20 protein-coding genes are annotated in these 18,871 nt (G+C 67.4%); 4 read left to right on the top strand and 16 right to left on the bottom strand.

The genetic code is table 11. The features are described from left to right. Positions 1 to 37 precede the first annotated feature (37 nt). The 11 genes from OHZ10_RS21275 to OHZ10_RS21225 form a co-directional block, all read right to left on the bottom strand. Positions 38 to 259, bottom strand: coding sequence for a helix-turn-helix domain-containing protein (locus OHZ10_RS21275; RefSeq protein ID WP_059237663.1), 222 nt, complete (start codon positions 257 to 259; stop codon positions 38 to 40). Between the two features lie 8 nt (positions 260 to 267). After that, positions 268 to 1,206, bottom strand: coding sequence for a serine O-acetyltransferase EpsC (epsC, locus tag OHZ10_RS21270; protein WP_174993396.1), 939 nt, complete (start codon positions 1,204 to 1,206; stop codon positions 268 to 270). Positions 1,207 to 1,238: 32 nt separating this feature from the next. Continuing rightward, entirely contained in the window at positions 1,239 to 1,709 is a 471-nt protein-coding gene (locus OHZ10_RS21265) for a rhodanese-like domain-containing protein (protein ID WP_342705717.1), read from the bottom strand. A 355-nt stretch (positions 1,710 to 2,064) separates the two neighbouring features. Next, entirely contained in the window at positions 2,065 to 3,465 is a 1,401-nt protein-coding gene (locus OHZ10_RS21260) for an amidase family protein (RefSeq protein ID WP_342705716.1), read from the bottom strand. Between the two features lie 76 nt (positions 3,466 to 3,541). Next, the gene (locus OHZ10_RS21255; RefSeq protein WP_059240816.1) at positions 3,542 to 4,333 is read right to left on the bottom strand and encodes an alpha/beta fold hydrolase; all 792 of its coding nucleotides are present in this window, start codon (positions 4,331 to 4,333) and stop codon (positions 3,542 to 3,544) included. Positions 4,334 to 4,421: 88 nt separating this feature from the next. Then, positions 4,422 to 4,748 (bottom strand): DUF4148 domain-containing protein, encoded by a 327-nt coding sequence (locus tag OHZ10_RS21250; RefSeq protein WP_342705715.1) that lies wholly within the window; start codon positions 4,746 to 4,748, stop codon positions 4,422 to 4,424. A gap of 279 nt (positions 4,749 to 5,027) precedes the next feature. Next, positions 5,028 to 5,570 carry a cytochrome P460 family protein gene (locus OHZ10_RS21245; protein ID WP_342705714.1) on the bottom strand — a complete coding sequence of 181 codons (543 nt, stop codon included), beginning with the start codon at positions 5,568 to 5,570 and terminating at the stop codon, positions 5,028 to 5,030. Further along, complete coding sequence (locus OHZ10_RS21240) at positions 5,570 to 6,613, bottom strand: alpha/beta fold hydrolase (protein ID WP_059237669.1); 1,044 nt, start codon at positions 6,611 to 6,613, stop codon at positions 5,570 to 5,572. The genes OHZ10_RS21245 and OHZ10_RS21240 overlap by 1 nt, the downstream gene beginning before the upstream one ends. Before the next feature lie 258 nt (positions 6,614 to 6,871). Beyond that, a complete protein-coding gene (locus OHZ10_RS21235; protein WP_059237670.1) occupies positions 6,872 to 8,251 on the bottom strand; it encodes a tripartite tricarboxylate transporter permease in 1,380 nt (459 codons plus the stop codon). After that, positions 8,251 to 8,748 carry a hypothetical protein gene (locus tag OHZ10_RS21230; RefSeq protein ID WP_059237671.1) on the bottom strand — a complete coding sequence of 166 codons (498 nt, stop codon included), beginning with the start codon at positions 8,746 to 8,748 and terminating at the stop codon, positions 8,251 to 8,253. The genes OHZ10_RS21235 and OHZ10_RS21230 overlap by 1 nt, the downstream gene beginning before the upstream one ends. An 87-nt stretch (positions 8,749 to 8,835) precedes the next feature. After that, the gene (locus OHZ10_RS21225; protein ID WP_342705713.1) at positions 8,836 to 10,122 is read right to left on the bottom strand and encodes a hydroxymethylglutaryl-CoA reductase, degradative; all 1,287 of its coding nucleotides are present in this window, start codon (positions 10,120 to 10,122) and stop codon (positions 8,836 to 8,838) included. Positions 10,123 to 10,285: 163 nt separating this feature from the next. Between OHZ10_RS21225 and OHZ10_RS21220 the strand changes: the two genes are divergently transcribed. The 3 genes from OHZ10_RS21220 (at position 10,286) to OHZ10_RS21210 (ending at position 13,357) form a co-directional block, all read left to right on the top strand. Beyond that, on the top strand, positions 10,286 to 11,671 hold the full coding sequence (locus OHZ10_RS21220) for a PLP-dependent aminotransferase family protein (protein ID WP_059237673.1): 1,386 nt from the start codon (positions 10,286 to 10,288) through the stop codon (positions 11,669 to 11,671). A 248-nt stretch (positions 11,672 to 11,919) separates the two neighbouring features. Further along, the gene (locus OHZ10_RS21215; protein ID WP_342705712.1) at positions 11,920 to 12,960 is read left to right on the top strand and encodes an alpha/beta hydrolase; all 1,041 of its coding nucleotides are present in this window, start codon (positions 11,920 to 11,922) and stop codon (positions 12,958 to 12,960) included. A 55-nt stretch (positions 12,961 to 13,015) separates the two neighbouring features. Continuing rightward, a complete protein-coding gene (locus OHZ10_RS21210; RefSeq protein WP_059237675.1) occupies positions 13,016 to 13,357 on the top strand; it encodes an NIPSNAP family protein in 342 nt (113 codons plus the stop codon). A 75-nt stretch (positions 13,358 to 13,432) separates the two neighbouring features. Here OHZ10_RS21210 and OHZ10_RS21205 read toward each other — a convergent pair whose 3' ends face one another. Then, positions 13,433 to 14,710 carry an epoxide hydrolase family protein gene (locus OHZ10_RS21205; RefSeq protein WP_174993390.1) on the bottom strand — a complete coding sequence of 426 codons (1,278 nt, stop codon included), beginning with the start codon at positions 14,708 to 14,710 and terminating at the stop codon, positions 13,433 to 13,435. Positions 14,711 to 14,912: 202 nt separating this feature from the next. Next, positions 14,913 to 15,617, bottom strand: a complete 705-nt coding sequence (locus OHZ10_RS21200) for an SDR family oxidoreductase (RefSeq protein ID WP_256086785.1) — start codon at positions 15,615 to 15,617, stop codon at positions 14,913 to 14,915. Between the two features lie 134 nt (positions 15,618 to 15,751). Here OHZ10_RS21200 and gcvA point away from each other — a divergent pair, with 134 nt between their 5' ends. Beyond that, positions 15,752 to 16,645, top strand: a complete 894-nt coding sequence (gene gcvA / locus OHZ10_RS21195) for a transcriptional regulator GcvA (protein ID WP_256086786.1) — start codon at positions 15,752 to 15,754, stop codon at positions 16,643 to 16,645. Positions 16,646 to 16,679: 34 nt separating this feature from the next. Here gcvA and OHZ10_RS21190 read toward each other — a convergent pair whose 3' ends face one another. The 3 genes from OHZ10_RS21190 to OHZ10_RS21180 all read right to left on the bottom strand — a co-directional run bounded on the left by OHZ10_RS21190 (position 16,680) and on the right by OHZ10_RS21180 (position 18,773). After that, positions 16,680 to 17,270, bottom strand: a complete 591-nt coding sequence (locus OHZ10_RS21190; RefSeq protein ID WP_059237678.1) for a pyridoxamine 5'-phosphate oxidase family protein — start codon at positions 17,268 to 17,270, stop codon at positions 16,680 to 16,682. A 99-nt stretch (positions 17,271 to 17,369) separates the two neighbouring features. After that, the gene (locus OHZ10_RS21185; RefSeq protein WP_059237679.1) at positions 17,370 to 17,561 is read right to left on the bottom strand and encodes a hypothetical protein; all 192 of its coding nucleotides are present in this window, start codon (positions 17,559 to 17,561) and stop codon (positions 17,370 to 17,372) included. A gap of 12 nt (positions 17,562 to 17,573) precedes the next feature. Further along, positions 17,574 to 18,773: a PLP-dependent aminotransferase family protein gene (locus tag OHZ10_RS21180; protein ID WP_059237680.1), complete on the bottom strand. Its 1,200-nt coding sequence runs from the start codon at positions 18,771 to 18,773 to the stop codon at positions 17,574 to 17,576. Positions 18,774 to 18,871: the final 98 nt, after the last annotated feature.

The following is an 18,871-nucleotide window of genomic DNA, read 5'->3' as shown; positions in this document are numbered from 1 at the left end:
GCGGTGCATCCGAAGGGGGAAACGGTGCGGCGCGACCTCAGGTGACGTACACGCCCGGCAGCAGCATCGAGATCGATACGTCGAACGCGCGTGCGATCTTGTCGGCCGTGACGATCGACGCGATCGCCTCGCCGCGCTCGATCTCGCCGACATACGAGCGGTTCAGCCCCGCGTGCTCGGCCAGCTGCTCCTGCGACCACGTGCGCGCTTCGCGCAGCTTGCGCACGTTGGCGCCGAAGTGATGGATGAGGTCGCTCATCGCGCCTCCTAGGCGACACGCGCCGCCGCGCGCGGCACGGCGTTCGCTTCGCTGCGCAGCACGGCCTGTGTGACGTTTTCGCCGGCGGCCACGTCCTGCGTGAGCCACACGTTGCCGCCGATCACCGCGCCGCGCCCGATCGTCACGCGGCCGAGAATCGTCGCGCCTGCATAGATCACGACGTCGTCTTCGACGATCGGATGGCGCGCGAGCCCTTTCTCCAGATGGCCGGCCGCATCGCGCGGGAAGCGCTTCGCGCCGAGCGTGACGGCCTGGTACACGCGCACGCGCTCGCCGATGATCGCCGTTTCGCCGATCACGACGCCCGTGCCGTGGTCGATGAAGAAGCCCGCGCCGATGCGCGCGCCCGGATGAATGTCGATGCCCGTTTCCGCATGCGCCTGCTCGGCGATGATCCGCGCGAGCAGCGGCAGGCCAAGCCCGTACAACTCGTGCGCGAGCCGGTGGTGGATCATCGCGAGGATGCCCGGGTAGCACAGCAGCACTTCGTCGACGCTGCCGGCCGCCGGATCGCCGTGGAATGCGGCCAGCACGTCGCTGTCGAGCAGCCGGCGAATTTCGGGCAGGCGCGCGGCAAACGCCTGCACGGCCGTCGACGCAACGTCATCGACGTGATCGACCTGCCCTTCGGCACCGCGCTGCCGCGCCGCGTAGCGCAACTCCAGCTTCACCTGCGCGAGCAGCGCGTTCAGCGCCGCATCGAGCGCATGGGCCACGTGAAAGTTCTCGCTCTCCTGGCGCAGGTCGGGCGGCCCGAGCCGCATCGGGAACAGCACGCCCTTCAGCGCGCCGACGATCTGCGCGAGCGCCTCGCGCGCCGGCAGGTCGCGCCCGCCCGGTTCGAGCGAGCGCCGCTGCTTCTCGCGCCATGCGCGGCGCACGCTTTGCAGCGATTGAACGATGTCGTCGATGTCGAATGCGGCCATGCTGCTTTCTCCCCGTAACGGCCGTGAATCAATCAGTCCTGCGCCCACGGCAGGCCGCGGAAGCGCCAACCGTTCCGGCTACCGCGGTGCTGCCGCTCGTCGAGGTCGCCCTCGAACCCTTCGAGCACGTTGAATACCTGCGTGAAGCCGCCCTTCGTCGCGGCCTCGGCCGCCTGTGCCGAGCGATTGCCGCTGCGACACAGCAACAGCACGACGGCCTCCTTGCCGGTTTTCGCTTCCAGTTCGCGCACGAAGCGCGGATTGCGCGTCAGGCTCGTGCCGGTCGCCCACGGTACGTGCATCGACTCCGGCACGTGGCCGACGAATTTCCGTTCTTCCGCAGTACGCACGTCCACCAGCAATACGTCTCCAGCGGAGAACAGCGCCCACGCGGCTTGCGGCGCGACGCCGCCCGCGTAGGGCGTGCCGGCCGCCGCTGCCGCCGCGCGCGCGTCTTCGAGCGCCTGCTGTGCAGCGGTTCGTTCTTCCAGTCCAACCGTCATGACACTTCCTTGTTTTCGTAGATTCGTATGAACAAAAACACCGGGAATCCGGCCGTCGCAGCTTGCGTGCTGTCTATAGCCGTCAGCGCCACTATGCGAGGGCGGTCGGGGAAGCAGAACCAATAAAATTTCATTTCCTAATCAGCGCCGCGGGGAATGCAATAGCAGACGCGCGCTATCGGCGCGCGGTCGCTGGCGGGCTGGAAATGCGGGACGGTGACCGTTCGATGTCTTGCATCGAAGGAGTTTGAAAGGATGGGAGGGAACGGATCAACGCGGCGCGGGCCGCGTTGCCATGGAATCCGAAATGAACCGGATGGCGCGCGCATCGCCGATGCACGCCCCCGTCAAATCATCAAGACTGCGGATCGACCGGCGCAATCGGCACGCCACGCGCTTCGATATCTCGCCCCGCGAGCAGACACAGATCCTCGCGATGATGCGTAGCCACTACCTGCACGCCCACTGGCACGCCGTTCACGAGTGACGTCGTGACGGCCAGCCCCGGCAGCCCCATCGCGGGTAGCGCACGCAACGTGAGTTGCGCTTCCCACACGCGCGCGAAGCCGTCCGGCCCCTGGCGGTCGAGATCGTCCGGGAACGGCAGTTCCGACGAAACAGGCAACAGCAACACCGGATACTCGTCGAGAAACAGCCGCCATTGCCGCGTCAACGTCGTACGCCGGACCAGTGCACGGCTGATCACGTCGGCCGGCAGGTCGCGCACCTTGCCGCGCACGGCCGCAATCACCGCCGCCGCGCCCGGATCGCCGTCCTGCTCGACCGAATTCGCCAACGCATCGAACCCGTCTCCGAGCCAAAGCTGTTCCTGCAACAACGCCGCCTCGCGCATCGGCGGCGTATCGTCGATCTCGTGGACGATCCAGCCCGCATCGACCAACCGGCGCGCGGCATCGCGCAACGCAGCCTCCACTTCAGGCACGACTTGCAAGCCCCCCGGACGCACACACAGCGCAGCACGCTTCGGCACCTCGCGCCCGTCGAACGGCACGGCCACGTTCCACGGGTCACGCGTATCCGGCGCGGCGAACGCACGCAGCGCGAGCGAGAGGTCGTCGATCGTGCGCGCGATCGGCCCCGCGGTCGACATCAGTTGCGCACCGATCGCACGCTCGGGCGACGATGCATTGAACGCCGGTACGCGGCCGAGCGACGGCCGGATCCCGTGCACGCCGCACGCATAAGCCGGGTAACGCACCGAGCCGCCGATATCGGTGCCGACCGCAAGCGGGCCGATCCCGGCCGCCACGGCGGCCGCCGCGCCGCCGCTCGATCCACCCGGCGTCAGCGACGCATTGCGCGGATTGCGCGTGTGGCCGTGCACGAGATTCGACGTGAACCAGCGAAGCGCGAACGTCGGCGAATTGGTGCGGCCCAGCAGAATCCCGCCGGCCTTCCGGATGTTGGCGACCACCGGGCTGTCGGCGTGCGCGATCAGGTTTTCCTGCAAGCGCGTACCGTTGGTCGTCGCAAAATCCGCCTGATCGATGTTGATCTTCACGGTCACGGGCACGCCCGCGAGCGGGCCCGGATCGTCGCCGCGCGCGATCGCGCGGTCGACTTCGTCGGCCTGCCGCCGCACGTCGTCGGGGCGGTGTTCGACCACCGCGTCGATCGCCGGATTCACGGCATCGAGACGATCGAGCACAGCGTCCGCCACGTCGCGCGCGGACACTTCACGATGCCGCACACGTTTCGCCAGTTCGGCGGCCGACAGTTGCCAGAGTTCGGTCATGACTTCTCCTGGTGGAAAGACATCACAATCCCACACGGCGCCGCGCTTCTTCACGAAGACGCGGCGCCCCGTTCGCTCACTGCGTATCCTGCTTCGCGCGCTCGGCCGCAGCGATGATCGCGTCGGCCACGGCCTTCGGCTGGCTCAGCATCGCGACATGGCTGCCGTTCACGCGTGCGACCGTCGCACCGATCCGTTTCGCCATCGTTTCCTGCAGCGTCGGATCGATCATCCTGTCCTGCGTCGCGACGACGAACGTCGACGGCTTCGCATGCCATGCGGCCTGCGCGACCTTCTCCGAGATGCAACCGCTATACCACGGCCCCTGGGTCGCCGCAACGATGCGCTGCTGCGCAGGCGGCAGGTCCGGCGCGAAGTCCTGCGCGATCGCCTTGTCCGACAACCGCGCGAAACCGCCCGCGTCCTTGCGCAGCTCGCCGGCCCACGACGGCGCCGGCAGCCCCTGCGTGACGTCGGCGATCGACTGGCCGCTATCGGGCGCGAACGCGGCGACGTACACGAGCGATTTCACCTTGTCGTCGTTGCCCGCATCGCTGATCACGACGCCGGCCCACGAATGGCCGACCAGCACGACCGGTCCCTTCTGCGCGTCGATCGTGCGCCTGGTCGCGGCCGCGTCGTCGGCGAGCGAGCTCAGCGGATTCTGCACCGACACCACGTGCAGCCCGCGCGCCTCGAGCAGCGGAATCACGCGGTTCCAGCTCGAACCGTCGGCGAATGCGCCGTGCACGAGCACGACGTTCGTGCCCTTCAGGTCGTCCTTCGGCGCGGCCTGCGCCGCGACCGCACCGAACAGTCCGCCGATCACCGCGGCGGATACCAGAACCCGTTTCATCAAACCGGCCATCGTCATGCTCCTTTCTCTGTCGTGTCTGTTGTTCAAATGAAGTGCTGCAGTGGCGGCCGCGTCTGCGTGCAGCAGGCGCGGCACCGGATTACGAATGCGCGTACAGGTCGTCGGCGGCATTCCGTGCAGCGCGCGATTGCGCCGCGTCGCGATTGCCGGCAGGCGTCGGCGCATCGGCCACGGTGTCGCCTTGCGACTTCGACGGGCCGTTCTGGTCGGAACGCGCCACCTGCAACGCGTGAGCGATGTCTTCCGGGTAGTGCGGTTCGCTACGCGCCGGGTTGTAGCCGGCCCGCTCGAGGCGGACGAGTTCGGCGCGCACGTCGGCACGCGTGAGGCTGTGGCCGGTATCGGCGAACGACAAGGCGGGAGCGACGGCGAGGACGGCAACGGCGAGGATTCGAGCGGCTTTCATCAGAGTTCTCCTGGAACGAAGTTGGGGTATCGATCACTTGGCATCCGGTGCGGACGTCTGGCACCGAACGTTTGCTGCATGTCGACAGTAGAACCCGCTCACGTATCCGGCATGTTTCCGAAACCGGTGCTTTCTGCATGCCAGTATTTCAGGAGCGGCCGCAGATACAGTGCGATACAAACCTGCTTGCCGATCCGCTTCGCCCCGCCCCGCGCACCATGAAAAAAGGCGTGCCTCGCAGGGCACGCCTCTCCATCCGCTTCGCACGGCCATGTCACGTCACGGCGCAAGCCGCGTGAACACGTAGTCGTGGTTCTTCACCCGCGCCTGGTGGCACGCAAAGCACGTCTGATGCTGGCCGATATCGGCCGGCACGCCGTTGATGAAGCGCCCGAAGCCCCAGCCGCCCGTCGATGCATAGCGACGCGAGTCCTTCACCATCACCTGCACGGTCGTCGCCTGGCCGGGCACCGTCGCCGGTGCGAACTCGTCGGACTGCTTGCGCTTGTACGCGAGCTTCACGAGGATCGTGCCGTCAGGAAACGGCAGCGTTGCCCGTTCAAGCGCGCGGATCGCAACGGGGTTGCCGAGCACCACGCGCAGCTCGTCGAGCGGTGCGGCCTCTTCGGCCGGCGCAACCATTTCCCACTTCCGGTAGCCGGGCGGGATCGTCACGCCGTAGATCGGCGATGCGGCCGCAGCCGGCTTCGGCTGCTCCGCGAATGCGGCCGGACCGCTCGCCGACAGCGCGCCGCCCAGCAGCACGCCCGCGACGAGCGCACGGCGCGCGCCGCGACGCCAGACACCCATGCCAGCCCGCATCACAGATGCTCCACTTGCAGGATCGCATCGGCAAACGCCTGCGGCGCTTCCTGCGGCAGGTTGTGGCCGATGCCGCCGGTGATCGTGCGGTGCTGGTACTTGCCCGTGAACCGCTTCGCATACGCGGCCGGCTCCGGATGCGGCGCGCCGTTCGCATCGCCTTCCATCGTGATCGTCGGCACCGTGATCGCGGGCCCGGCCGCCAGACGCCGCTCGATGTCGTCGTACTGCGCCTCGCCCTTCGCGAGCCCGAGGCGCCAGCGGTAGTTGTGGATCACGACGGCCACGTGGTCGGGATTCTGGAACGACGCGGCCGAGCGTGCATAGGTTTCGTCGGAGAACTGCCACTTCGGCGACGCGAGTTGCCAGATCAGCTTGTTGAACGCGTCGCGGTTCGCCGCGTAGCCGAGTTCGCCGCGCTCGGTCGTGAAATAGAACTGATACCACCACTGGAATTCGGCCTGCGGCGGCAGCGGCTTGCGGTTCGCCTCCTGGCTGCCGATCAGGTAGCCGCTCACCGACACCAGCGCCTTCACGCGCTGCGGCCACAGCGCCGCGATGATGTCGGCCGTGCGCGCGCCCCAGTCGTAGCCGCCGAACACCGCGCGGTCGATCTTCAGCGCATCCATCAGCGCGACGATGTCGACGGCCGTCACGGCCTGCTGGCCGTTGCGCACCGTGTCGGCCGAGCGGAACGTCGTCGAGCCGTAACCGCGCAGGTACGGCACGATCACGCGATAGCCGGCCTTGACGAGCAGCGGCGCGACGTCCGCGTAGCTGTAGATGTCGTACGGCCAGCCGTGCAGCAGGAACACGACGGGGCCTTGCTTCGGCCCGAGGTCCGCATACCCGACGTTGAGCACGCCCGCGTCGATCTGGTGGATCGTGCCCAGCGACGCGACGCCGGCCGGGCGCTTCCCGGCCGGTGCATCGGGCGCCGACTGCGCGTGCGCGAGCGCGCTGAAGCCGAGGTCGGCAAGGCTCAGGCTCGCCAGCGTCGAGCCCAGGATCAGGCGGCGGCGGGTGTTCACGGTATCAGGCATGACTCGTTCTCCAATGTCGATCGCTAAGGAAGGCGCCCGCGGCACGTGCGGGCATTCAGGTGTCGCCGTTCGCAGCGGCGGCGCAGGGCTCCGCGCCGCCGTGTGAATCGCTTCACCGGCTTTATATCCGAACCATCCGGAGGTTTTGTATCCCAACGTATCTGTGTGCGAACACGACACACAGCGATTCAAAAATCGCATGAAAAGCCCCGTTTCCGGGCAGCCGCGCGGCACACGCGGCTCCCGGATGCGGGTTCTTCAGAACAGCTTGGCGATCGCGGGTACGCTGAGCACCGCGACGTAGTAGCCCATGAACTGCACGCCCGTGTTGAACGCGAACAGGCGCGACAGCATTCCGCCGAACAGGCCGATCGTCACGATCACGGCGAGCCCCAGCAGTTGCCCCTCCCACACGCCGATCACGACGATCAGCCCCGCGAAGGTCGCGATGATCGCTTCGTGGCTCAGCTTGCGTGCGACGAACGACGCCGCGCGGTGCGCGTGGTGCATCGCGAGCGGATACGCGATCAGCGCGGCCAGCAGGATCGACAGCAGCCCGTAGCCGAGGAACTCGGGCCAGCTCATCAACGTATGCAGGTTGTGGATCTGCCCGCTCGCCGCGTCGACCGTGAAGCGCGGCGGCGCATTGAACAGCGGTGCGGCCGGGCCGGCCGCCACCGGGCTCAGCGGCAGCCCGAACGCGATCAGCGGAATCAGCGCCTCGGCGATGTAGGTCGCCTCCGTCACGCCGTTACGCGCGGCGATCACCGTCGTCAGGCGCTGGTACGCATGGCGCACGCGCGCGCCGACGATCTCGCCCATCAGCACCGTCATCGCGACCGGGCTGAACACGAACGTCGCGCTCGACACGGCGGCCGTGCCAACCGTCCACGCGACCTGCTCGCGGTCGAGCACCTTCAGCGGATTCGGGAAATAGCCGCGCCAGCTTTTCACGTCGGGCGCGAGCACGAACGTCGACGGCCCGTCGCGGCGCATGCGCCGCCGCTCGGCCGGCGACAGGATCGAGAACAGGTCGGCCACCAGCGGCCCGATCGCGATCCCGAGGAAGTAGCTGACACTCAGCTTCACGCCGTAATGGCCCGTCAGCGCCTGCAGCCCGACCACCAGCATCACGAACGGCACGAGCAGCAGCACCGATGCCCAGCGCCCCGCCGAGAAGTACGCGATGCCGATGGCCGCCGCGAGGAACACCCACGGCGCGGCCTTCGCGATCGCGGCGCCGAACGGCGCGAGCAGCGACGCGAACAGCACCGCGAGCGGCAGCGCGACGAACGCGGCGACGATCGCACCGGAGATCATCTTGCGCAGCGCGATGTGCGGCACGCCGAGCGCGCGCAGCAGCGTCGCCTGCTGCAGCAGCGGCGCGGCCATCGTGTCGCCGGGAATGCCGAGCAGCGCAGTCGGGATCGAATGCGTGATGTGCTTGGCCACCGCGCCCGCGAGGAAAAACGTGAAGACACCGGCCGGCGGCACGCCGAGCAGTGCGACGAGCAAGGTGAGCGGCGCGATCGTCGTCGTTTCGTCGGTGCCGGAGATCAGCCCGATGCCGGAGAACACGATCGCGCCAAGCAGCCCCATCGCGAACGCGGCCGGCAACGCATGCAGCAGCGCGTCCATCAGCGGCCTCCCGCGCGTGCGCGCTCGGACGATGCGTCGTACGACGCAAAGAGATCGAGCAGCCCGAGTTCCTCCATCTCGGCGCGTGCGCTGGCCGACAAGTCGCTCGTCGAGCCGAGCCCGCCCGATGCTTCGGCGAGCTGCCGCAGTGCCGCGTCACGCTCGGCGCCGCCCGCCGCGTGTTCGATCACCGTGCGTTTCGGCTTGAACAGCACCGCGCAGATCGTACCGGCCAGCAGGCAGCCGGCAAGGCCGATCAGCATCGCGTATGCGCGCGCGATCGCCACGTCGTGGACGAACGATGCGAGCACCACGCGGCCGATCTCGAACGCGCCAAGGCTGATCGCAATGCCCAGCAACACCGACCACGCGAGATGTTTCGTCGCCACGGTATCGCCCCACACCTCGACGAGCGTCGTGGCCGCCGCATCGGCGCCGGCCAACGACCGGGCGCGATGCGGCGCGGTTGCGACCGCGCTTGAACCGGTCTGTTCCATGTGTCTCCTCCTGGATTGATAGGTCGCCGGTCTGGCCGGCGTGGCGCGCTGCACGCCGCGTGGATTGCGCGGCGTGCAGTCTACGCGTCAGCCGCCGCTGCGGCCCGCGAGCAACTCGACCGCGAAGTCGGTGCGCACGTCTTTCGCCGCGACCATCTGCTGCGCGATCCGGTCGATGTCGGCACCGGTCGCACCCGCTGCGACGGCGATGTTGCGCGCATGCAGCGCCATGTGGCCGCGCTGGATGCCTTCGGTCGCGAGCGCGCGCAGCGCACCGAGATTCTGCGCAAGCCCGACCGCCACGGCAATTTCGCCGAGTTCCTGCGCGGACGTCACGTTCATGATCTTCAACGCGAGACGCGCGAGCGGATGCGTCTTCGTCGCGCCGCCGACGAGCCCGACCGGCATCGGCATTTCGATCGTGCCGACGAGGTCGCCGTTGGCGGCCTTCTCCCACGTCGTCAGCGACGTATAGCGGCCGCTGCGGCTCGCATACGCATGCGCGCCGGCTTCGACCGCGCGCCAGTCGTTGCCGGTCGCGACCACGACCGGATCGATGCCGTTCATGATGCCCTTGTTGTGGGTCGCCGCGCGATACGGGTCGGTGGCCGCGAACACGTACGCGTCGATCACGCGGTCGATCACGTCTTCGCCGGAATAGGCATCGGTCGCGAGCGTGGCGGCCGAGTACCGTACCTCTGCCCGGGCCAGCCGGAGATCCGCGAGGTTGGACAGTATCCGCAACCGTACCTGGCCCCCCGTAATGGCTTCGATGCGCGTCGCAACCGTTTCGGCCATCGTGTTGACCGTGTTCGCGCCCATCGCGTCGCGCACGTCGACGATCAGGTGCGCGACGACCATCGCGCCGCGCGGCGTGTCGGGGAATACATGGACCTCGATGTCGCGGCAGCCGCCACCGAGGCCGACGAGCACCTTGTCGCGGCTGTTCGCGAGGGCGATCAGTTCGGCCGCGTGCCGCAGGATCGCGAGCCGCGCGCCGTACGGATCGTCGACGCCGATCACCTGCACCTGCGCACGCATCAGCGGGCCGCTGCTCGACGTGCGGAAGCCGCCGGCCGCACGGGACAGCTTCGCCATATACGATGCGGCCGCAACGATCGACGGCTCTTCGACGGCCATCGGCACGATCACGTCACGGTCGTTGATCCGGAAGTAGCCGGCCACGGCCATCGGCAGTTCGAACGTGCCGATCACGTTCTCGATCATCCCGTTCGCGGTGTCGAGCGGCAGCGCGCCCGGTTTCGCGAGCAGCGCATGCTCGGCATCGTCGAGCCCGACGGCGCGGGACAGGTGGGACAGGCGTTGCTCGGGCGTGAGCGAGCGGAAGTTGGGCAAGGCGGAATCGATGGACATGATGGGTCTGCTGTTTCGGGGTGGCGGTGTGGCCCGTCGGCGCTTGCGGCGGGCAGCGGATAGCCGAATAATAGTCACGCTGTACCCATTGAAAAGGTACAGAAGGCGCAGACAGTCACCCAACCGTACCCATTACAGCGGGCCGGCCCGACGGAGCATTCCGATGAAACAGCGTGCAAGAGCCAGCCTGTCTGGCGCGATGGCGGACAATCTCGCCAGACAGATCGAGGAAGGTGTGTTGCCGGCCGGCGCGAAGCTGCCTTCGATCAGGGAATACGCTGAGGCGTCCGGCTGCTCGAAGAACACCGTGATCAGCGCGTTCGAGATGCTCGCGGCCGACGGCCTGATCGAGCCGCGCCGCGGCTCGGGCTTCTTCGTCACGCGGCGTGCGGCAGCCGCGCCCGAGATCGACGAGCCAAGCTCGCTCAACCGCGCGATGGACATCGTGTGGCTGATGCGCGAGCAGCTGCACGTGAAGCCCGACGTGCTCAATCTCGGCGAAGGCTTCCCGCCGATCGAGTGGCTCGAGGAAACGCGGCTGAACCAGTACCAGCAACGCATCATGCGCACGAGCGCGGCGTCGCTGTTCCGCTACGGCAGCCGCTTCGGCTACCTGCCGCTGCGCCAGTCGCTGCAGCAGAAGCTCGCCGGCTACGAGATCGAAGCGCCGCCCGCGCAGATCGTGCTCACGCACGGCGCGAACCAGGCGATGGACCTCGTGCTGCGCTACTTCGTGCGCCCCGGCGACACCGTGCTCGTCGACGATCCCGGCTACTACCCGCTGTTCGGCAAGCTGAAGCTGAGCGGCGCGAACATCGTCGGCGTGCCGCGCGAGATCGACGGCCCCGACGTCGCGAAGCTGGCCGAGCTTGTCGCCGCGTACCGGCCGAAGCTGTTCTTCACGCAATCGGTCGGGCACAACCCGACCGCGACCGATACGAGCGCGGCCAAGGCGCACCGCATCCTGCAGCTCGCCGATGCGCACGACCTGATCATCGTCGAGGACGATGCGCTCGCCGACCTGCGGCCGCGTTCGCTCACACGCATCGCGACGCTCGACCAGCTGCGCCGGACCATCTATATCGGCAGTTTCTCGAAATCGGTGTCGGCGGCGTTGCGTGTCGGGTTCCTTGCTTGCAATGCCGCGCTTGCCAGCGATCTCGCCGACGTGAAGATGCTGACGCACGTCAGCAGCTCGGAATACTGCGAGCGCACGCTCGATGCAATCGTCAGCGATGGCCACTTTCTCAGGCATACGAATCATCTTCAGGAGAAGCTGCGGCGTGCCACTGGCACTGCGCTCGATGCGCTCGGCCGTCTCGGCGCGGAGGTCTATCGGCCCTGTGACCAGAACCTGTATCTGTGGGCCGCGCTACCCGGCTGGCCCGATTCGATGCAGCTCGCGCAGGCGATGCTGGAGCGCGGAGTGATCCTCGCGCCGGGGGCGGTGTTTTCGCCGCAGGCCGAGCGGCCATCGAGGTTTTGCCGGTTCAATGTCGCGTATCTCGCGGACAAGCGGTTCGCGCAGGCGTTGCAAGCGATTGCGTAGCGCCGCGATGCACGGCCCGCCCATGCCGCGCGTGGACAGACGCGAATCACCAGACGCATCGGGGGGTCTTCTCCGACAGGAAATTCAACGACTCACGACGTAAAACACCCGCATCCAACGCCAATTACCCACCAACGCTCATCAATCGACTGCTTCGTTATTGTTCGGCCGATGTTCCTGATATGCTCGCCCGGGACGAACCGTCCTGCTCGTTTTCGCGCGAGCGGGACCGTCATGTCGCGATCATCGTGAAAACGCGCGACACGCATACGCTCGATCGCCTCTCCCCCGAAAACGTCAAACGGAGCCCCGACATGAGCCCATCGATAGATTGCCGGTACGAAGAATCGTCATTCACGTCGGACGTGGACGGCACCAGGATCTTTCTGCGGAAATGGATGCCGGTGGCCAGCGACGGACCGCGAGCGGCGGTGCAGATCACGCACGGAATCTGCGAACATGGCGGCCGCTACGACGGGCTCGCCCGCCATCTGGCCGCGCGAAACTGCGTCGTGTTCGCGCTCGATCTGCGCGGGCACGGTCACACCGCCGGGGTCGCGGCGCTCGGGCAGGCCGGGCTCACCGCCTGGTCCGACATGACGACCGACATTGCTCAGTTGTCCCGCTTGATCGGCACGCAGTATCCCGGCCTGCCGTTGATCGCGTTCGGCCACAGCATGGGCTCCGCACTCACGCAATCGCACATCCAGAACCACGGCAACCTGCTTGCGGGCGCGATGCTGTGCGGCACGATGGGCGCATTGCCCGGCGTCGACGGCGACACGCTGGACCAGCTCAAGGCCGTGGCCCATTCCGCCGAAGGCAACCATCCCGCGATGCTGTTCGGCTCGGTGCTGCAAGCATTCAACGCCCCGTTCGTCGCTCACGGGCAACCGTCGACGGGCTGCGAATGGATGACGGCGGACCCGGCAGAGATACAACGCTTTCTCGACGACGAACTCTGCGGCAAACCGTTTTCCAACAGCATGTTGTACTCGGTGCTCGAAGGCTTCCACAGCCTGTGGATCCCCGAACATGAATCGCGGATTCCGGTGGACCTGCCGATCCTGGTGATCGCCGGAACCCGCGACCCGGTCGGCGACAACACGCTGTCGATCCAGTCGCTGATTACCCGATACATGCGCCACGGGCACCTGGCGCTGGCCTACCGCTTTTATCCGGGCGACCGGCACGAGATATTGAACGATCACGACCGGAACCTCGTTCACCAGGATATCGATGCGTGGCTCGACGGCGTGCTGCGCCGGCATCGGCACGAATCTGCGTGATCCGGATCGTCCGGATCGGCGCGGCCGATCATGAGGAACGCGAAGGAGAGGAAACATGAACCGGTTGCTGGAAATTCGCACCTACCGCCTGAAGCCGGGAACGTTGCACGCATTTCATCAGGCCATGCACCAGCTCGCCGCTCCCATGATCCGTGCGCACGGAATGGACGTCGTGTATTACGGCCGTTCCGATCACGAAGAAGAGAGCTACTGTCTGGTGCGGGCCTATGCCGATCGCCAGTCGCTGGAGACGGAACAGGCGGCGTTCTACAACTCGACGGAATGGCGTGAAGGCCCACGCCAGGCGCTCGTCGTGCACATCGAGACGTACCTCAACACGTTGCTGTGGATGGGTGACGACGCCGTCGAAAGCCTGCGCATGCTCAATCCGTCGTGACGGTCGGCCGCGCGTGAGCGCATAACGGCGAACGCGGCCCGCACAACCACCGGCCCGCGTTCGCCATTCCCCCGCTTACCCGCGCCGCAGCGGCCGGAACCCGGCACGCACTTCACGCGCAAACAGCTCCGGCTCTTCCCACGCCGCGAAGTGCCCGCCCTTGTCGACTTCGTTGAAGTAGATCAGGTTGTGATAACTGCGCTCGGCCCAGCTACGCGGCGCTTGATAGATCTCCCCCGGAAACACCGTAATCGCCGCCGGCAGCGAGATGTCCACCGCGTTGAAGTTGTTCGAGTGATCCTCCCAGTAGATCTGCGCGGCCGACGTCGCGGTGTTCGTCAGCCAGTACAGCGAGATGTCGTCGAGAATCTCGTCGCGCGGAATCGAGCGCTCCGGCACGCCACCGCTGTACGTCCACTGCGAGATCTTGTCGTACATCCACGCCGCCTGCCCTGACGGCGAATCCGCCAGCGCGTAACCGACCGTCTGCGGCCGCGTGACCATCATCGCCGAGTAGCCGCAGTTGTCGCGATAGAACGTCGCGAGCTTCTCGTACGCGGCCTTCTCGTTCGGCGACAGCGAAGCCGGCGCGGGCGAATCGGTCGCGAGCAGCGTCGCGATATCCGGCGGCACCGTCGCCGGCATGTTCACGTGAATCCCGGCGAGACCCTGCACGCGCTGCATCGCCATCCGGTGCGAGATCACCGAGCCGCAGTCGCCGCCCTGCGACACGAAGCGCGCATAGCCGAGCCGCGCCATCAGCTCGCCCCATGCACGCGCGATGTGATCGGAGCCCCAGCCCGTCCTGGTCGGCCGGCCCGAGAAACCGAAGCCCGGCAGCGACGGCACGACAACATGGAACGCATCGTCCGCGCTCGCGCCGTGCGCGGTCGGGTCGGTCAGCGGGCCGATCGCCTTCAGCAGCTCGAAGATCGAACCGGGCCAGCCGTGCGTCATGATCATCGGCATCGCGTTCTCGTGCCGCGAGCGCACGTGGATGAAATGAATGTCGAGCCCGTCGATCTCGGTGACGAACATCGGGAACCCGTTCAGGCGCGCCTCGCCCTTGCGCCAGTCGTAGTCGGTGCCCCAGTAGCGCAGCAACGCCTGCATGCGCGCGAGCCGCACGCCCTGCGATTCGTCGGCGACGGTCTCGCGGCCCGGCCAGCGCGTCGCCGCAATGCGGCGGCGCAGGTCGGCCACGGCTTCATCGGGAATGTGCGCGGTGAACGGGCGTATGCCGCTCGCGCCGGTCGCGGCATGCAGCGCGGTAGGCAGCATCGCCGAGACCCCGGCGGCCACGGAAGTGGCCAGCAGGTGGCGACGCATCGGGGAAAACGGTGTGGAAGACATCGTTCGGCATCTCCTTTCGTGAAGTGGAAAGTGAACATGCCGCGCGCGGGATCGCGCCCAGGCTTTCAGTCCGGCGCGCCCTCGTCACGCGGCGTCGCCCATTTGAAAGGTCTGATGTATCCCGGATTTGTCTGATTTGTACGCGTTTGTAGCCTTGCACCGCGAGCGGCCCGCGCCGCCGCTCGCTCGTCGATTGCGACGCTCAGAGCGCCTTGACGATCGCGCCGTCGACGCGAATGTTCTGCCCGGTGATGTAGCCCGCGCCGTCCGACAACAGGAACGCGACCGTCTTCGCGATCTCGCCCGTCTTGCCGAAACGGCCGGCCGGAATGCGCGCGACGATCTCCGGCGTTTCCGGCCAGCTGTCGATGAAGCCCGGCAGCACCGCGTTCATCCGGATGTTCTCGGCCGCATAGCGTTCCGCGTACAGGCGCGTCCACGCGCTCAGCGCCGCACGCAGCGCCGACGACACCGGCATCGGCTGCTCGGGCGCGTCCGCCGCGAAGCTCGAGATGTTGACCACCGCGCCGCCGCCATGCTTCTGGAAGACCGGCGTCACGCGGCGCATCACGCGCACCACGTTCAGCAGGATCAGGTCGAGCCCCGCGTGCCAGTTGTCGTCGGTGATCGCCAGCAGGTCGCCCTTCGGCGGATGGCCGGTGTTGTTCACGACGGCGTCGATCCGGCCGTAGCGCGCAACCGTTTCCTGCACGAGCTTGTCGATATCGGCTTCTTCCGTCACCGAGCCCTGGATGCCGAAGCCGCCCAGTTCCTCGCCGAGCGCCACCGCGCTGCCCGACGGCGACATCAGCGCGACGCGATAGCCCGTCGCCGCCAGTTCGCGCGCGATCGCCGCGCCCATGCCCTTGCCCGCTGCCGTGATCAACGCCACTTTTTCTACAGTCACGATTTGCTCCTCGTTCCGATTCTGCCGCCGCGCAGCCGCCATTCGGCGCGCCATGGTGGTAATGTAGGCGCATCAATTCCAGCTGTCGAACCAGTATTTCTGCCGCCAGCCGATAGTTTTTCTACAGCCTGACGATGCCGCCACGCCCTTCCCGCCTGCCGCCGCTGAATGCGCTTCGTGCGTTTGAAGTCTCCGCACGGCACCTCAATTTCCGCGCCGCCGCCGACGAGATCGGCGTCACGCAGGGCGCCGTCGCGCAGCAGGTGCGCCACCTCGAGGACGTGCTCGGCCTGAAGCTGTTCGAGCGCCTGCCGCGCGGCCTGGCGCTTACGCACGACGGCGCCGCGTATTTCTCCGACGTGCAGCGCGCGCTGCACGCGATCGCCGACGCGACCGACAAGCTCGTGAAGCGGCGCGCGGCGCTGACGATCAGCACGACGCCGTCGTTCGCGTCGAAGTGGCTGATCCCGCGGCTCGCGCACTTCACCGACGCTCATCCCGACTACGACGTGCGCGTGATCGCCGATCCGCAGATCGCGACGTTCCGCCACGACGGCGTCGATCTCGCGATCCGCTACGGCAAGCCGCCGTTCGGCAAGCATCTCGTCACGCATGCGCTGTTCCCGCTCGATGTGTGTGCGGTGTGCAGCCCTGCCGTGCTGGCCGCTCCGGCTTCACCCCGTGCGCTCGCCGGTCAGGTGCTGCTGCATGATGCGCACGATTTGTGGCCGGAGTTCCTTGAAGCGATGCCCGAACCGGTCGACATCGATCCGCACAAGGGGCTGCGCTTCAACCAGACGTCGCTCGCGATCGATGCGGCCGTCGCCGGCCAGGGCATCGCGCTTGCAACCGATCCGCTCGTCGAGCGCGACCTCGCCGCCGGGCGGCTGTGCAAGCCGTTCGATTTCGCGTTTCCGCTGTCGATGGGGTTCTATCTCGTGTATCCGGCCGAGCGCCGTGACGACGATGCGATTGTGGTGATGCGCGAGTGGATGACCGGGCAGGCGGCGTCGGACGGGCGGCCTTGAGCGGCTTGAGCGCCTCGAACGTGCTGCGTCAGCGTCAGGGGGCGATCCAGCGCGCTGCGTAGCCGCTTTTGCCGTACAGGTCGAACACCGCCCGACGATGCCCTGCTCGCGCAAGTTCGAGCCAGTCGATGCGCGTGACCGTCATGCGGATCAGGCAGAAATTTTCGTAGCCGTCGCCGGTTGGCGCGGTGCTGTCGAGATGCGCTGCTTCCGGTGAGTCGATCACCGTGCCGGGCGGCAACGGCGCGCGATACAGCAGCAGCGTATGCGGACGGCTCGATTCCCAGATCGCACGCCGTTGCGCTTCGTCTTCGCAGATCGACGCAACGCCTTCCGCGCGAATCTGCACGAGCGCGTCCAGATCGTTCGCGACGATCGAGATGCGCGGATCGCGGCGTAACTCGGCGACTTTCTCCGAACGCGCATCGGTATGAAACGACAGCACGCGATCGGCACGGCTCACCTGACGCAATACGATCGTCCGCACCTTCGGCGCGCCATCGAGGCCGAGCGTGGCCGCCTGCAGCATCGTGAACGGCGAGCGGTTCATGCTCACGCCGGATTCGAGGCAGGACCAGACGCGGTCATACGCTTGCGCGAGCGATTCGGAAGTCGGGTCGGACATGAGGAGGCGGCGGCGATCGTCGGTGTTTCGATCGCGGAAGCTTACCCGTTTGTTCGAGCGACGGCTCGCGTGCGACGCGAGCCGCCGTGCTTGTGCCGCTCAGTTGTAGCCGAGCACGACCGGCGCGGCGTCGCCGGCATCGGTCACCGGCTCCGCGCCGAAGCGGCCGAGCACGTCGGCTACATACTGCGGCCCGGCGCTGATCTGCGACGAGCGATGCTTGGCCGGCCGCTTGTCGCCCGCGCCTGACGCTGCGCCCATCGATGCCGTTTCGTTGACGGTGATATTCACGTTGATGTCTCCTCACGCGGCCAGCGCCGCACCATACGCGCGCACGAGGCGCGCGACGCCTTCCCGGATCGCATCGACGTCCGGCGCGGCGAACGACAGGCGCAGCGACGCTGCGTCGACGTTGTCCGCGAAGAACGCCTTGCCGGGCACGAACACGATCTTGTTGGCGATCGCCTGTTGCAGCAGCACGTCCGACGACACCGCGCCGATCCGCGCCCACACGAACATCCCGCCTTCGGGACGATGGAATTCGATCGCATCGCCGAACCCGTCGCGCAGCGCGTCGCACATCGCGTCGCATTTGCGCTGGTACGCGGCCGTGATGCGCGGCAGATGGCGTTCGAGCGCGCCGTCGGCCAGGTATTCGGCGGCGGTGGCCTGCGCCCACGGTGTGCTGCACAGGTCGACCGTCTGCTTCGCGATCACGCAGCGCCGCGTGATCTCGGCCGGCGCGATCGTCCAGCCCACGCGCAGCCCCGGTGCGACGATCTTCGACAGGCTCGCGAAATGCACGATCCAGTCGCGCGCGCCGTCCACTTCCCCGGCCAGCGCGAGCATCGACGGCACGGCTTCGCCCGCGAAACGCAGGTCGCCGTACGGATCGTCCTCGATGATCAGGAAACGATATTGCACCGCGAGACGCAGCAGCTTCAGCCGGCGCTCGCGCGTGAGCGTCGCGCCGGTCGGGTTCGCGAAGGTCGGGACGGTGTAGAGCAGCTTCGGCTGCGCGATCGCGCCGGACGCGAGCCGGGCCGCGAGGCGATCGACGTCGAGGCCTTCGCCGTCGACGGGAATCGTCACGATGCGCGCCTGTTGCAGACGCATCGCCTGCAGCGTGGCCGGATAAGCCGGCTGTTCGGTCAGCACGACGTCGCCGGGCGACACCATCACGCGCAGCAGCAGGTCGAGGCCTTGCTGCGAGCCGGTCGTGACGAGCAGCTCGGCCGGTGTGCACGCGACGCCGCGACGCGCCATCAGCCCGATCAGTTGCTGCTTCAGTTCGGCGAGGCCGTCGGTCGGGCCGTATTGCAGGCAGCGCACGGGCTGCGCGTACGCACGTTCGGCCGCCGCGTTCAGGCCGTCGACGTCGAACAAGTCGCTGGCCGGATAGCCGCCCGCGAAGGAAATCATGCCCGGTTCGGACAGGTACTTGAACAACTCGCGGATCGGCGAGCCGGCGGGGTTTTGGAATGAGGGAGTGAACGCGTACATGTCGTCGTGAGCTGGAGGGCGCGGACGGCCGGGATAGCCGTCAAGTGCCGGCCACCGCGGCGCTTCTGGCGCCACGGCGGTGAATTCGAGCCACGATT

The organism is Burkholderia arboris (assembly GCF_038723655.1).
Taxonomy (GTDB): domain Bacteria; phylum Pseudomonadota; class Gammaproteobacteria; order Burkholderiales; family Burkholderiaceae; genus Burkholderia; species Burkholderia arboris.
The sequence above is the reverse complement of the archived record's forward strand: the minus strand, read 5'-3'. Positions and strand labels throughout refer to the sequence as shown.

Bases quoted from the DNA above. Each gene is read 5' to 3' on its own strand.
- OHZ10_RS21275 (WP_059237663.1), bottom strand. From the start codon at position 259: ATGAGCGACCTCATCCATCACTTCGGCGCCAACGTGCGCAAGCTGCGC.
- epsC (WP_174993396.1), bottom strand. From the start codon at position 1,206: ATGGCCGCATTCGACATCGACGACATCGTTCAATCGCTGCAAAGCGTG.
- OHZ10_RS21265 (WP_342705717.1), bottom strand. From the start codon at position 1,709: ATGACGGTTGGACTGGAAGAACGAACCGCTGCACAGCAGGCGCTCGAA.
- OHZ10_RS21260 (WP_342705716.1), bottom strand. From the start codon at position 3,465: ATGACCGAACTCTGGCAACTGTCGGCCGCCGAACTGGCGAAACGTGTG.
- OHZ10_RS21255 (WP_059240816.1), bottom strand. From the start codon at position 4,333: ATGGCCGGTTTGATGAAACGGGTTCTGGTATCCGCCGCGGTGATCGGC.
- OHZ10_RS21250 (WP_342705715.1), bottom strand. From the start codon at position 4,748: ATGAAAGCCGCTCGAATCCTCGCCGTTGCCGTCCTCGCCGTCGCTCCC.
- OHZ10_RS21245 (WP_342705714.1), bottom strand. From the start codon at position 5,570: ATGCGGGCTGGCATGGGTGTCTGGCGTCGCGGCGCGCGCCGTGCGCTC.
- OHZ10_RS21240 (WP_059237669.1), bottom strand. From the start codon at position 6,613: ATGCCTGATACCGTGAACACCCGCCGCCGCCTGATCCTGGGCTCGACG.
- OHZ10_RS21235 (WP_059237670.1), bottom strand. From the start codon at position 8,251: ATGGACGCGCTGCTGCATGCGTTGCCGGCCGCGTTCGCGATGGGGCTG.
- OHZ10_RS21230 (WP_059237671.1), bottom strand. From the start codon at position 8,748: ATGGAACAGACCGGTTCAAGCGCGGTCGCAACCGCGCCGCATCGCGCC.
- OHZ10_RS21225 (WP_342705713.1), bottom strand. From the start codon at position 10,122: ATGTCCATCGATTCCGCCTTGCCCAACTTCCGCTCGCTCACGCCCGAG.
- OHZ10_RS21220 (WP_059237673.1), top strand. From the start codon at position 10,286: ATGAAACAGCGTGCAAGAGCCAGCCTGTCTGGCGCGATGGCGGACAAT.
- OHZ10_RS21210 (WP_059237675.1), top strand. From the start codon at position 13,016: ATGAACCGGTTGCTGGAAATTCGCACCTACCGCCTGAAGCCGGGAACG.
- OHZ10_RS21205 (WP_174993390.1), bottom strand. From the start codon at position 14,710: ATGTCTTCCACACCGTTTTCCCCGATGCGTCGCCACCTGCTGGCCACT.
- gcvA (WP_256086786.1), top strand. From the start codon at position 15,752: ATGCCGCCACGCCCTTCCCGCCTGCCGCCGCTGAATGCGCTTCGTGCG.
- OHZ10_RS21190 (WP_059237678.1), bottom strand. From the start codon at position 17,270: ATGTCCGACCCGACTTCCGAATCGCTCGCGCAAGCGTATGACCGCGTC.
- OHZ10_RS21180 (WP_059237680.1), bottom strand. From the start codon at position 18,773: ATGTACGCGTTCACTCCCTCATTCCAAAACCCCGCCGGCTCGCCGATC.